Here is an 11,805-nt window from a genome sequence, read left to right as displayed (position 1 = left end):
CGGTCTCGAGCATGACGGGGGGATCAGCGTCGAGCGCGGCAGCCCACTCTCCATCTTCTGTGCGATCGGGCTCATGTCCGACGGATGGATGCATTGATCTCGGCCGCAAGCTGCCGGCTCTTGGTGCCCGCCCACTCGAGTGCATCGGCGCCGAACAGCAGGCGTCGCGCAGGGCTGGCGGACCCGGCCTCGGCGACAATCAGACTGGCTAGCGCTGCTGGATCGTTGTCCTGCGCACCATTTGCCCCGGCAATGAATTCTCGGAAGCCGGCGACCGCGTCGGCGTAATCTTCGATCTCAAGCTCGCCCTGCCGAGCGGTGGACGGGTCGCCGGGTTTCCTGGCGGGTCCAGTAGGTGCGGCGCCTGATCCTCTCGCGCTCGAGCAGGTTGAAGAAGCTCTGGGCGTGGGCAATGCCGTTGCACAGCTGGTGAGCTTCGACGAACGCTATCTCCACCCCGCCGCCGGACCAATCCGGCATTCAAAGATCGCCGCGATCCAGGACGCGTCCCGATCCTTGTAGATGGCGTGCCGGGGGTGCGCCTCGGCGAGGCCGTGCAGCAGGCGATCCTGTACGTCAAGCGCACTCAGGGTGGTTTCGGTCGGGCCGGTATGGCCGGCGACGAGACAGCAACCGCCTGCGGTCAGCGATTTCGCAACCACGGCCACGGTCCTGTCGAGCCCTGCGGGATCAAGGTAATACAGAACCTTGGAGAGAACGATCAGGTCCCATCGCCCCGCAGGCCATTCCGCGGGTATCGCTGCGACCTCGAAGCGGGCATTCGGGATCCCGCGCGCCCGCGCCCGTGCCACCGCCGTCGGTGCGAAATCGAGGGCGAGCAGGCTGTCGCACCGCCGGGCGATCGCGGCGCTCATCACGCCGATGAAGCATCCGATCTCTAGCCCGCGCGTGTATCTGCATCTTGGCAGCAGTGCGAGGCAACGGCGATATTTCTCGGCCTCATAGGCACTGGTCTCGTAGTTCCAAGGATCTTGCTCGGCCTTGTAGAGCGTATCGAAAGAGGTTGCATCCCGGGTCATGACGGAATGAAGATTTCGTCGCTGACGATGAAATGGCGAGCCAAGGCCCGTGGCATTCGGAAAACCTCTGGGTCGTCGCGGATCAGGTCGGTTATCTGCGAGGCATGGGCGAAGACCGCACGGGACTTGGTCCCGCGATGTTCGAGGCTGCGGAACCGTCGCGCCCCCTGCCATCCGCACCCAGCCACGGGACGCTGGACACGTCCCCAGACCGGGCAGGCGAACATGCGGACGCCACAGCGGCGACGCGTCAGCCACTGCGCCAGACGCCAGACGCGCTGGTGACCTGGGTGCGGGTCGCCGTTCCAGGTGGTCCAGATCGCCGTGACGTCGGGAAACACCGGCGCCAAGGCGGTCTCGACTTCCGCGAAGCACGCCTCGTCATCCGGCGCGGCCATGTCCGGGTAGCCAAGCCAGTGGACCACGCCGCTCCCTTCCGTGAGGATCGCGACTGCCTGCCACACCTCGCGGCGGCGAAGCGCCCGAGGACGGGCGGGAGGATGGCATTCGGAGTTGGGATGCGATCGCGCGCCATCGGTCACGACGGCGACATGGATCCGGCGGCCAATTGCAGAAGCGGCCGCGATCGCCCCACCCATCGCGAGGCTTTCCTCGTCCGGATGGGGGGCAAGCACCAGCACGTCGCCCGATCCCGCAAGTTCGGAAATGCCGACGACCGGCGCATCGCGGGTCTGACGCACGAGAGATGTGAAGACGATCATCAGTCGCTCCAGATTGCGCCGATCGGTTTCCGGGATTCGCAAAGGGTCCGGCCGACCCGCCGCAGCTTGCCGTCAAGGTCAGCCTGCCTCAGGAAGAAACCGAGATCCCGGCGCAGGAGATCGATCGGATTCCCGGTCACGAACGACCGGGCGCCAAGCGCGCGATCGGCCAGGGCCATCGCTTCGAGGCACGCGGTCTCTACCGTCTCGCGCGCCGCAAGGGACAGCGCGGCCTCTTCCTCGCCAGCACCGGGTGCTTCGACCCTGCACGCGGCATCCGTGACGAACAGGGGCGCGCCGTGCGCGAGGCCCGCCAGCCGACCGACCGGCAGACTGGCCGCACCGATGCGCCGCAGCAGACCCACATGGTCGGCCGGATCGGCCTCTGCGTACAAACGTCGCAAGATGCCCGAGGTAGCCAGCAAGACCATGTCCGCCGACAGGTCGCGATGGCTGGCATCGGCCTCCGCCGCACCGGCGGCGATGGTGGCGAACACGGCCTGTTCGTCGTCTCGGATGTCCCCGGGGCGCGGCGATCCCCCTCATGCCGAGGCCGCCCGTTCCGGCCTGGCCCGTTCGCTTGCCAGCGCGGCGGCGAGGCGCGGCAGTTCCCGCGGGATGTCCGAAAGGCGCATGCGCATGCGCGGCATCCCGGCAAGGTGCAGGCGCGCAGCGGACAGGGCCTCAGGGGATATGCCGGGCCGGGCGGAGAGTGTGCGCAACTCAGACCGCAGCCGGGCCCGGGCGACGGTCGCCTCGGCGGATTCCGGCAGCTAATCGACGAGGGGGTCGGGCGCGTGGATCCGGAATCGCAGCGCCTCGGCCATGCCCCCGGGCGCGCGGCCCTCGAGCCGGCCTGACGTCTGCACGCGCGGCCCGTGGAGTGACGAACCTGCCAACCTTGCAGGTCCGCGCGCTCAGCAAAGGCGCGATCCTCGCCGGATGGCAGGGCGGGGAAGCCACCAACGTCGTCGTAAAGCGGCATGCGAAAGGCGCGGCTCGCCCCGGGCTCGGACAGGTGGGACGGGTCCGGATCGTGCGGAACCGGATCGATGGCGCCTTTCAGGGCAATTGTCAGCGCCATGTATTCGCCCTCAAGCGCCCCGCGATGACAGGCGGCAGGCGCGCGAATTCGGCCGGATCGGGAAGGACGGTGCCGCAGATCAGGTCGGCCCGGTTCAGTTCATCCAGGTTTGCCTCGACCCAGTCGGGAAAGATCCGGCTGTCTGCATCCGTCGTCATGACCACGCCGTGGGGGGCTAGATACGGCGCACAGGCGGCGACAAGGTCCCGCCGCACGGCGCCGGCTCCGCCGCCCGGTGCATCAGGACAGTGAAGGACGAGGCCGCTGGTCCCGCACGCTTCGAACCAGGCAAGCGTGCGTTCAAGCGTCCGGTCCGATCAGTCGTTGACCCCGACCCACGATACCGCCTCGGTGGCGCAGGCTTTCCGCGGCGGCTTCGAGACAGTCCGCGATGCGGTCTGCCTCGTTGCGCGCCGGGACCGTGATCGCCACCGGCCAGGGGTCGCCCGGACCGAAGCGGCGCGAACCTGTCACGCCCCGCGGTCCCAGAACCGCATGCTGGCGCAGGCGGTCAGGAAGTCCTTGGCTCCTTCATCCGCCGAGAGGACGAAGACGCCTGCGTCGGGGTCATCGGGGACGGCCTTCGGCCAGAATTTAGACTGTGCCGCCTCCGACAGCGCGATGAACTTTAGATGTGCATGGGCGTCGGCAAGCCAGCTGCGGGCGGCGTGCATCCGTCCCAGCCTGGCGGCACCCTCGTCGGAAGCGATGACCGCCACGGCGTCGTACAGAACCGACGGCGCCCCTTCAAGCTTCTGGTCCGCTTCAATCCGCTGCCCCCGGTTGGATGTGACGCCGCCGACCTTCTCGGCCACGATCTCGACCGTTGCGCCGGCGTCCTCGGCCGCCTGCTTCAATGCGTCGAAGACCTTTGCGTCGATGCCGTCGGTCACCAGCACGCCCAGCTTGCGCCCTGCGAAGATGTCAGGCGCGTTTGCGAGAATGCTGAGCGCCGGCGACAGGTCGGTGTCGATCACCGGCCGCGCCGGTTCGGCCGCCTCTGGCACCTCCGTCAGACCGAGCCCGTCGGCCACCTTCTCGGCAAGGCCGGTTTCGATGTTGACGAGATGCGACACCATCCGTTCGCGGATCGAAACCGCCTCGACCTTGGAGAGTTCGAAGATCAGCGCCTTGGCGATGTGATCCTTCTCGATATCGGTCTGGCTGCGATAAAACATTCGCGCCTGGCTGTAGTGATCGGCAAACGTCTCCGAGCGCACGCGCAGCTTTTCCCCCTGCTCCTCGGCCGGGTAGGAGAGGAAGCCGCGTTCGGGATCCTCGCGCGGACCCTCGCCGTGGCTGTTCGGCTCGTAATTCGCGCGGCCCCGGGGATTGTGCATCGCCATGTGACCGTCCTGCTGGAGATGGGCGAAGGGACAGCGCGGTGCGTTGATCGGGATGTGGTTGAAGTTGGGGCTGCCAAGCCGCTTCAACTGGGTGTCGAGGTAGCTGAAGTTCCGCCCCTGCAGCAATGGATCGTTGGAATGGTCGATGCCGGGCACGATATTGCCGGTCTGGAAGGCGACCTGCTCGGTCTCGGCGAAGAAGTTGTCCACCATTCGGTCAAGCGTCAGCGTGCCCACGATGCGCACTGGAACCTGTTCCTCGGGGATAAGCTTGGTCGCGTCCAGCACGTCGAAGTCGAAGCTGTCTGCGAAGTCTTCGTCGAAGATCTGCACACCGAGATCCCATTTCGGATAATCGCCCTTCTGGATCGCATCCCAGAGATCGCGCCGGTGAAAGTCGGGATCGGCGCCGTTGATCTTTACGGCCTCGTCCCACAGCACGGACTGCATCCCCTGCCGCGGCTTCCAGTGAAACTTTACGAAGGTGGACTTGCCTGCGTCGTTGACAAGGCGGAACGTGTGGACCCCGAAACCTTCCATGAACCGGAAACTGCGCGGGATTGTGCGGTCCGACATGATCCACATCACCATGTGCATCGCCTCAGGCATCAGCGACATGAAATCCCAGAAATTGTCGTGAGCGGTCTGGGCCTGGGGGAAGGCCCGGTCGGGTTCCTGCTTTGCGGCGTGGATCAGGTCGGGGAACTTGATCGCATCCTGGATGAAGAATACGGGGATGTTGTTGCCGACGAGATCCCAGTTGCCTTCCTTGGTGTAGAATTTCACGGCGAAGCCGCGCACGTCGCGGGCAAGGTCGGCCGAGCCCTTGTTGCCCGCGACGGTCGAGAAGCGGACGAACACCTCGGTCTTCTCTCCGACCTCGGTCAGCACCCGCGCGCGGGTGACGTCGTCCAGCGACTCCGTCAGTTCAAACGTGCCATGTGCCCCATAGCCGCGGGCGTGCACGACGCGCTCGGGGATGCGTTCGTGATCGAAGTGGAACAGCTTCTCGCGGAAGATCTGGTCCTCGATCAGGTGCGGGCCGCGAGGGCCGACTTTGAGGCTGTTCTGGCCATCCGCAATCGGCATCCCGACCTGGGTGGTCATGGTCTCGTGCCCGTCCTGGGCGGTCTGGTGGGTCTCACCACCGTCGTTCGGCAGGGTCTTGGAGGTCTTACGAGTCATCTCAGAGCCTTTCCTTGGTCAGAGGGATTGGGTTTCGAGCATCCGCTCGTCTTCCGGCGCCGCCGCGCACGCCGTCTTCGCGCGCCAAAGCGCTACGACCCGCGACAGGCGGAATTCGGACCGGGCGGCGGCAAGGGGCGTTCCGGGGTCCGAAGCGCGCCACTGACGGACGCGCAAAGCGATGGCGTCGGAATCGGTGGTGGCGATGCATTGCGACGGGTCCGAGGCGACTTCGTCATTCGCGCCCAGTCCACGTTGCAGAAGGGCCGGGCAACCCAGCGCGTTGGCCTCGGCTATGACAAGACCAAAGGTCTCGGCGAACTGGTCCTGCGGATAGAACAGGCAATGCGCATGTCGCATCTGCTGGTGAAGGTCGGCTTGGGACAACTTTCCGTAGGACAGGACACCATCCGGCACCCGGCCGGTCGGCCACGCCAGATATCCGGGATCGGCGACGGCCAGTCGCAAGGTCGGGATTCGTGACCGAAGCACCTCGAACCGTCGAAGGACCTGGGTCAGCCCCTTGTGAGGCGAACTTGCGTAGAGAAGCAGGTCCGGGTCGCGCGCGGTATCGTAGGGGGCCAGATCATCGGCGATCGGGTTGGGTATGTGCGAGATGGAGACCGCATCCCACCCCGCGAAACCGCGCAGCCAGCGGGACTGTGCCGCAGAGACACAGATCACCTCGATACCAGCGGCGCGCAGGCCGGCGGCGTGCACGGGGTTGTGGCGTCCCGGAAACACACGCTGCCAGACGATGACCCGGGCGCCGGGATGCTGTCGGGCGATCTTCGCGGCGATCTTCCAGGAGTTGACGACCACGATCACGTCCGGCCGCTCTTCCAGCGGACAGCTGACATCCCACCCCGAATAGCGCTCGCCGTTCACTTGGACCGGGCCCGTCGCCCGGGCGGCCTGGTGGACGGTCACGGGCCGATCCGCCGCCAGACCCTCGCAGATGCGCACAAGCGTCGCCTCGGTCCCGCCGAGCCCGGCAAGATCGCCCGGCCCTCCGCTGTAGGCGCGCGGGGCCATGGCATCAAGGAAGGCGACGCCGGCCATCACGCGAACTTCTCCGGCGCGCGCCCGCTCAGCCGACTTGCCGCCGCGGGGTCACAGAGCCCTGAATTGGTGCATGCTGCGACGTGCACCCCCGTGAGATCGACCGGAATCGGTGTCACCTCGCGGGTGCGGAACCAGTGGCCCACCGCATCCCAGACACGCTGCCGATCCGCCTGACGTCGCGCGCTGTCGCAATCGGTCGCCGATTGCTGGGTCAACCGGTCCGCGGATTCGATCTTGGTGAGCAGGATTTCCGGAATCACCCAAAGCACCTCGCCGGCCATGATCAACCGGTTGCGGAACTCCCTGTCCTCCTCGATGCAATCCGAGAACCCGCCGAGACGCTGGAAGACCGAGTGATGGAACAAACCGGAATTGATATGTGTCCAGTCGCCGGGAACGCCCGCCGCCATCTGCAGGTTCGGGAAGAAGTCGTGAACGAGGCTGAGCGTGCGATGGATCTCGGCGCGTTCGCCGTTCGGCAGGATCAGCTCGTGGTGGGTCAGCACCACACCGATCTGTATCGTCGTGTTAGGCTCGCGGCCCGCAAGACGCCAGTTGAGGCAGGGGTGAGCGCCGATGGCCTCATTGCCCATCACGCGCGCCTGCAGCATCACCTTGTCGCGATGCGGAATATCGTCGGAATCGTGGAAGGTTATAGCGTCAGACGCCGATAACGCGATGCCCAGGTTCTTTGCACGCGCGGTGCCGAAGTTTTCCGCCAGGGTGACGCCGACGAACCGCTGGCTGCCCGCATACCGTTTCAGGACTTCGGCGGTCTCGTCGGACGAACCGTCGTCGTTGACCATCACCGTGACACCTGGAAGGGATTGCCCAAGCGCGGCGTCGATCACTTGGGCCAGGACACTGGCCCGGTTGTAGGTGGGGATGACGATGGTGACGCTCGGGATCATGTCCGGGCCTCCTTTTCCGAGCTAAGGCAGCTGCGGTATGTGGCGAGGCTGGTGCAGGCGAGACGGGCGAACGGATGCGGCAGCAGCACAACCGCACCCGCCGGACCCAACAAAGGCAAGCTGGATGAGTTCCAGAGCAGCACAAGACCAACAGCGGAAAGAGCGGGAAACTGCCAAACGACGTGTTCGGAAGCCTCTCCGGTATCCTTTGCTGTGCGCCTGAAGGTTCCCGAGCGACCCAAGAGGGCGTCGATGCTTGCCATTGCCGAGGGCACGATCATCGCGATCCGCATGGCGAGCGCGCCGAGGATCACCGGCAGCGCGGGCCTGCCGCGGACAATCGTACTCAGCACCATTGGCAGGCAGACCGAAAGCACAACCAGCAGCAACCCGAAGCCCGAGAGCGCGCACAGCCGTGCCGCTTGACCGCTGTCGTCACCCAACAGCAGGGCGTAGTTGCCCCCGATAAGGCCCGCCGCAAGCGGCAGCGCCATGTTGGCCCACGCCGTCAGCTGAGCGAAAACCTGGATCGCCGTGCGCGCAGACATCCCCTTGAGTCCCCTCCGGAGCATGTCCGCGTTTCCCGCCGTCCAGCGATAACGCTGAAGCGCGAGTCCGGTGAAATCGATCGGCAGGATGCCCCTGCCGATGATGCGGTCGACGAACCGGCCCTGAAACCGGTGCCGCAGCAGTCGCAGCGCCAGTTCTGCATCCTCGGTGATCGTGCGCGCGCTCCAGGCAAGCGCCGTCAAGCCGAGGAACACGCCTCGGCCGTCCACCCTGACCATTGCAGAATTCTCCTGAGTGCATCGGCACGGGACATCGTGCGATCCGACAATTCAACACCGCAGACAGAGCCGTGTTCCAACAACATTTGTTAGGGTGTGTCTGCGGCGTGGTGGGGGCGGGCATCCGGCGCGCACCGGGACGCGGATCTTATTGGGCGCGCGGAAGCGCGACTGCGCATTCTCGTAGGGATTGCAGAAGATTGTGGGCTTCGCTCGGCCCGTCTCTGATGGCAAGGGCGGCCTAGCCGACGACGGCGCTACGCCACCACGGCCTGTTCATCCCGAGGCCGACCGTCTGACTTGGGGGGCAATGGCGAGACGAACCATGTCAATATCTGAGGTAAAATTGAACTCTGCCGCGGTGTTGCGTGTCGCAGTGACCTTCCCGATCTGAGGCGGCTCACACGATTTCACCACGATCTGCCGCTGGTTGGCCGACCCGTCCGCACGTCTCCTTGATCATTTTTCGCCGATCAGGTCGTCATGCCGGGCGATCTCGCTCTGCTGAGACTGCCAATCCTTCAGGTTTCATTCCGGGCGATCTTTCCCATCGCTTCCTGCGCAGGAGTTCATCTTGATTGTCCGATTGACAACAATCAGCCGCCAGGCATCATCCTCCGCACCGATCTTGAGAGCCTCGTCGACCGAAATCGCCCGACCGGTCTCTGGCTCGAGACTGGCGCGGACATAACGGCCCGTTTCGCGGACCTTGACGCTGGATCCCCAGCCCAGTTGTTCCAGGTTCCGGCCAATTCTGTCCACCAGCGGGTGAATGTCGGGGCTGTCCAATTGTCGCGGTGCGCCGTCCAGCAACTCCGAGAGAGAGATCCGCATCGCGCGCAATCCGTCGCGCAGGATGTCGACGGCGATGAACCCCGCTGCGGCGGCGTCGGCCCACCACCAGCCCATCCCGATTCCCGCGACCCCGGCAATTCCCGCCAATCCCGTCTTCCAATCCGCGGCATTCATTTGGGCGTCCGTATGCAGCACCTTATCCATGGTCTGACGCGCAAGAGGCAATTTCTTGCGACCCAGGATGACAGGGGGGACTACCGAATAGGCAAGCGCGACGATCATCAACCATCCCAGCCAGAGATCATGGCCGAATATCTGCGTGTTGCCGATGGTGGGGTGTTCGCGAAGCAACAGGGCCGTGGCTGAGCTGTAGATCAGGAAGGCGCCCATCGTGCTGAGCGCCGCTGCGGACAGGAAGAAGCCCAGCGAGCCCACGCGATGAAGACCATAGGGGTAATGGCGGGTTGGCGCCTTCGTCTCGAGTTTGCGCGTGATGAGAAAGAGGGCAGGGGGTATCAGGCTGAGCGTATCTTCGATCCACGCCGTTTTCATGGCCTGGCTTGACCCCATGACCAGATACATGACGATGACGATGCTTATCAGGAACCCAAGGCTCCACCATTCCAGTCGCTCGGCCTTGGCGAGCTTTCTTTGGATTTCGGCAGGCAGTTCATTCATGGGCAGACCTCGCCAGCGCACGGTTCACGCGGATGAGGAACGCATTCTCACCCTGCTTGACCGCCAGCACGCGCTGCTTGGTCTCGCCGCTCAGCCTCAGGTCTCCTATGGGATCGGTCAATGCGACCGAGGATTTGAACGGCGTGTCCTCAGGGATATTGCCCGCGACAATCTGCACGGAACCTTCCTCGAGCATCGCAAAAAGCCTGTGCGGGTCGTTTTCGATGATCCGGAGGTCAGCATCGAACGCTGCGGCAATCCGTTCGACCGCTGTTCGATCCGTCGTCTCCAATGGGGTCAGCGCGCCGACCTTCAGCGTGCCGCCCTCGACCGATTGCGCGGTATGATCGGGATCTGTGGGAAACCTGCATGCTGCGAGGATCAGTACCGCGATCATCAGGCCCGCCCGCGTTCTGTTCATCTCGACCTCTTTGCAATCCTCACCTTGCTGCGAGGACTTAACCGCTAGGTCGTCATGATAGTTTCACGAGTTTGCAGGCGACAGCCGTCCTGATGACCGGCCGATCCCTCGCTACAGACTGCGCTGCATGTCCTGTTCAATCCTGCGACGCTCACGACGGCTTCGGATCTGCCGGGCGTAGAGAGAGCGCGCGCGCAATCTGCCAGGACCATCCTCGCCTTGGTCAATGTCAAAGCTGCGTTGGGCCGCGACAATGCTGGACGTGGCTGCCGTGACGGCGACGACGGTGATGTCGATGCGTGACAAGGAGACCTCAGCAGGCGAATCTGTGGAACCTGCGCCCGCACGATCCAGCAGTGTCGCGATTTCTCCGATATCGACCAGGTCGCCAGTCTTCAGGGGCGTCTGCAGAGTGGACTTGTCCGACGGGTCCTGGCCACGCTGGTCCTGTTTGCCACGCTCTGCGACCGAAACCGTGTCTTCCCGATGATCGGCACTCAACTTCAGCAGGATGTCGAGGATATAGATCGGTTCGAAACCGAGATTGCTGACCATGATCCGTCCTGACATGTCACGCTTGCCGCCAAGAGTAATCAGGATCTCGGATCGGCGCTGTCGCCGCAAACCCGAGACGAGGATATGCAGATAGATCACCCAGACAAGCGCTGTCGTCAGGCCCACGACAACCTGCAGAGCAGAGCTATGCGTCTCGATCCATGCCAGCATGGACGCTGGTTATGCAAAATCATCGATCAGGGCAATGTGATTTGCCGGTCGGACAAACGCGATCAACCTCAACGTGCCGGATCTGCGATCCTAGGGAAGCTGCATTTACTGCCCGCATAGCAACTCTCATTCTCGGTGCTAACTACTGATCCAGTCAGAAAAGTCCCGGCGAATGAGGGGACGATCAGGACTGTGATCGGTGTCCACAATCCCCGCCGCGATGATCGGGGAAGTTTCGCAGGACCGCTCTGCAGATAGTTCATTTTTGTTTGTCGCGGGCAATTCCTAGGGAACGCTGGATGCGAGATGGAGGTTCGGTTTCGTCAGTCAATTGGAGAGTTGCTCATGATTGGGCAAATCGCGAGTCTGAAGTCTTCTGATCACGTCAACGGGACAAAGGTCTACGGCGCCGACGGCGCACGTATCGGAACCATCGATCACCTGATGACCCACAAGGTGTCTTGGCAAGGTGCTTACGCAGTGAACCCGGGCGAAGAGCATCGCCCGAACCCCTGGAGCAAGAGCCGAAGGTTAAGTAGATGCACGACCACACCTCAATGACGCTTCATTTCTACCGTAGCGGCACGCACGGGATTCGTCTGGTTTCGGACGACATTCAAGGCTTGGAATTGGAAAGCGAAGACACGCGCGTTCTGGCCGAGCAATTGGGGCGGATTCTTCTGAAGCACGCGATCCGCAGGCTGACGCCACCACCCGAAGAGTAGCAGGGAACGATGAAAGGAGAGGTTCACATGACCTACTACCCCAAACCGCCTTTTCCCAAACAGCAGCAATCACTGCCCGGAAGTTTCCAGAAGATGGAACCGCGCCCTGATCACGGCGAGCAGAGTTGGAAGGGCAGCGGGCGTCTAAGGGGCAAGAAGGCGATCATCACCGGCGGCGACAGTGGTATCGGTCGCGCCGTGGCGATTGCCTATGCCCGCGAAGGTGCGGATGTGGCGTTGATCTACCTTGAAGAGACCGAAGATGCAGCCTCAACTGCGGCATTGGTGCGTGAGGCCGGTCGAGAATGTCTCGAGATTG

13 protein-coding genes are annotated in these 11,805 nt (G+C 63.9%); 2 read left to right on the top strand and 11 right to left on the bottom strand.

The features are described from left to right. Positions 1-446: 446 nt before the first annotated feature. The 11 genes from J7359_RS13330 to J7359_RS13280 all read right to left on the bottom strand — a co-directional run bounded on the left by J7359_RS13330 (position 447) and on the right by J7359_RS13280 (position 10,761). Positions 447-1,040: a class I SAM-dependent methyltransferase gene (locus tag J7359_RS13330; protein ID WP_209057280.1), complete on the bottom strand. Its 594-nt coding sequence runs from the start codon at positions 1,038-1,040 to the stop codon at positions 447-449. Further along, positions 1,037-1,762, bottom strand: coding sequence for a PIG-L family deacetylase (locus J7359_RS13325; protein WP_209057278.1), 726 nt, complete (start codon positions 1,760-1,762; stop codon positions 1,037-1,039). The genes J7359_RS13330 and J7359_RS13325 overlap by 4 nt, the downstream gene beginning before the upstream one ends. Further along, complete coding sequence (locus J7359_RS13320) at positions 1,762-2,259, bottom strand: hypothetical protein (RefSeq protein WP_209057277.1); 498 nt, start codon at positions 2,257-2,259, stop codon at positions 1,762-1,764. Before J7359_RS13320 ends, J7359_RS13325 begins: the two co-directional genes overlap by 1 nt. 577 nt (positions 2,260-2,836) lie before the next feature. After that, positions 2,837-3,004, bottom strand: coding sequence for a hypothetical protein (locus tag J7359_RS13315; RefSeq protein WP_209057276.1), 168 nt, complete (start codon positions 3,002-3,004; stop codon positions 2,837-2,839). A gap of 312 nt (positions 3,005-3,316) precedes the next feature. After that, positions 3,317-5,377, bottom strand: coding sequence for a catalase (locus tag J7359_RS13310; RefSeq protein WP_209057275.1), 2,061 nt, complete (start codon positions 5,375-5,377; stop codon positions 3,317-3,319). Between the two features lie 18 nt (positions 5,378-5,395). Beyond that, entirely contained in the window at positions 5,396-6,439 is a 1,044-nt protein-coding gene (locus tag J7359_RS13305) for a glycosyltransferase (RefSeq protein WP_209057274.1), read from the bottom strand. Further along, positions 6,439-7,353 (bottom strand): glycosyltransferase, encoded by a 915-nt coding sequence (locus J7359_RS13300; RefSeq protein WP_209057273.1) that lies wholly within the window; start codon positions 7,351-7,353, stop codon positions 6,439-6,441. Before J7359_RS13300 ends, J7359_RS13305 begins: the two co-directional genes overlap by 1 nt. Continuing rightward, the gene (locus J7359_RS13295; protein ID WP_209057272.1) at positions 7,350-8,141 is read right to left on the bottom strand and encodes a glycosyltransferase family 2 protein; all 792 of its coding nucleotides are present in this window, start codon (positions 8,139-8,141) and stop codon (positions 7,350-7,352) included. Before J7359_RS13295 ends, J7359_RS13300 begins: the two co-directional genes overlap by 4 nt. A 528-nt stretch (positions 8,142-8,669) precedes the next feature. Beyond that, the gene (locus tag J7359_RS13290) at positions 8,670-9,614 is read right to left on the bottom strand and encodes a cation transporter (protein ID WP_209057270.1); all 945 of its coding nucleotides are present in this window, start codon (positions 9,612-9,614) and stop codon (positions 8,670-8,672) included. Continuing rightward, complete coding sequence (locus tag J7359_RS13285; protein ID WP_209057269.1) at positions 9,607-10,035, bottom strand: enoyl-CoA hydratase; 429 nt, start codon at positions 10,033-10,035, stop codon at positions 9,607-9,609. Before J7359_RS13285 ends, J7359_RS13290 begins: the two co-directional genes overlap by 8 nt. A 111-nt stretch (positions 10,036-10,146) precedes the next feature. Next, the gene (locus J7359_RS13280; RefSeq protein ID WP_209057268.1) at positions 10,147-10,761 is read right to left on the bottom strand and encodes a hypothetical protein; all 615 of its coding nucleotides are present in this window, start codon (positions 10,759-10,761) and stop codon (positions 10,147-10,149) included. Positions 10,762-11,300: 539 nt separating this feature from the next. On the opposite strand from J7359_RS13280, the gene J7359_RS13275 reads away from it, so the two are divergent. Together J7359_RS13275 and J7359_RS13270 are read left to right on the top strand one after the other, a co-directional pair. Beyond that, on the top strand, positions 11,301-11,486 hold the full coding sequence (locus J7359_RS13275; RefSeq protein WP_209057267.1) for a hypothetical protein: 186 nt from the start codon (positions 11,301-11,303) through the stop codon (positions 11,484-11,486). Between the two features lie 27 nt (positions 11,487-11,513). Then, positions 11,514-11,805: SDR family NAD(P)-dependent oxidoreductase (locus tag J7359_RS13270; RefSeq protein WP_209057266.1), on the top strand; the 292-nt coding region annotated here is incomplete at its 3' end.

Origin of the sequence: Paracoccus sp. R12_2, assembly GCF_017744015.1 — a bacterium.
In the GTDB taxonomy this organism is placed as follows: Bacteria; Pseudomonadota; Alphaproteobacteria; order Rhodobacterales; family Rhodobacteraceae; genus Paracoccus.
The sequence above is the reverse complement of the archived record's forward strand: the minus strand, read 5'-3'. Positions and strand labels throughout refer to the sequence as shown.

What these genes read in the sequence shown, in the direction of transcription:
- J7359_RS13300 (WP_209057273.1), bottom strand. Translation starts at nt 7,353, where the DNA reads ATGATCCCGAGCGTCACCATCGTCATCCCCACCTACAACCGGGCCAGT.
- J7359_RS13325 (WP_209057278.1), bottom strand. Translation starts at nt 1,762, where the DNA reads ATGATCGTCTTCACATCTCTCGTGCGTCAGACCCGCGATGCGCCGGTC.
- J7359_RS13330 (WP_209057280.1), bottom strand. Translation starts at nt 1,040, where the DNA reads ATGACCCGGGATGCAACCTCTTTCGATACGCTCTACAAGGCCGAGCAA.
- J7359_RS13310 (WP_209057275.1), bottom strand. Translation starts at nt 5,377, where the DNA reads ATGACTCGTAAGACCTCCAAGACCCTGCCGAACGACGGTGGTGAGACC.
- J7359_RS13290 (WP_209057270.1), bottom strand. Translation starts at nt 9,614, where the DNA reads ATGAATGAACTGCCTGCCGAAATCCAAAGAAAGCTCGCCAAGGCCGAG.
- J7359_RS13285 (WP_209057269.1), bottom strand. Translation starts at nt 10,035, where the DNA reads ATGAACAGAACGCGGGCGGGCCTGATGATCGCGGTACTGATCCTCGCA.
- J7359_RS13305 (WP_209057274.1), bottom strand. Translation starts at nt 6,439, where the DNA reads ATGGCCGGCGTCGCCTTCCTTGATGCCATGGCCCCGCGCGCCTACAGC.
- J7359_RS13280 (WP_209057268.1), bottom strand. Translation starts at nt 10,761, where the DNA reads ATGCTGGCATGGATCGAGACGCATAGCTCTGCTCTGCAGGTTGTCGTG.
- J7359_RS13315 (WP_209057276.1), bottom strand. Translation starts at nt 3,004, where the DNA reads ATGACGACGGATGCAGACAGCCGGATCTTTCCCGACTGGGTCGAGGCA.
- J7359_RS13295 (WP_209057272.1), bottom strand. Translation starts at nt 8,141, where the DNA reads ATGGTCAGGGTGGACGGCCGAGGCGTGTTCCTCGGCTTGACGGCGCTT.
- J7359_RS13275 (WP_209057267.1), top strand. Translation starts at nt 11,301, where the DNA reads ATGCACGACCACACCTCAATGACGCTTCATTTCTACCGTAGCGGCACG.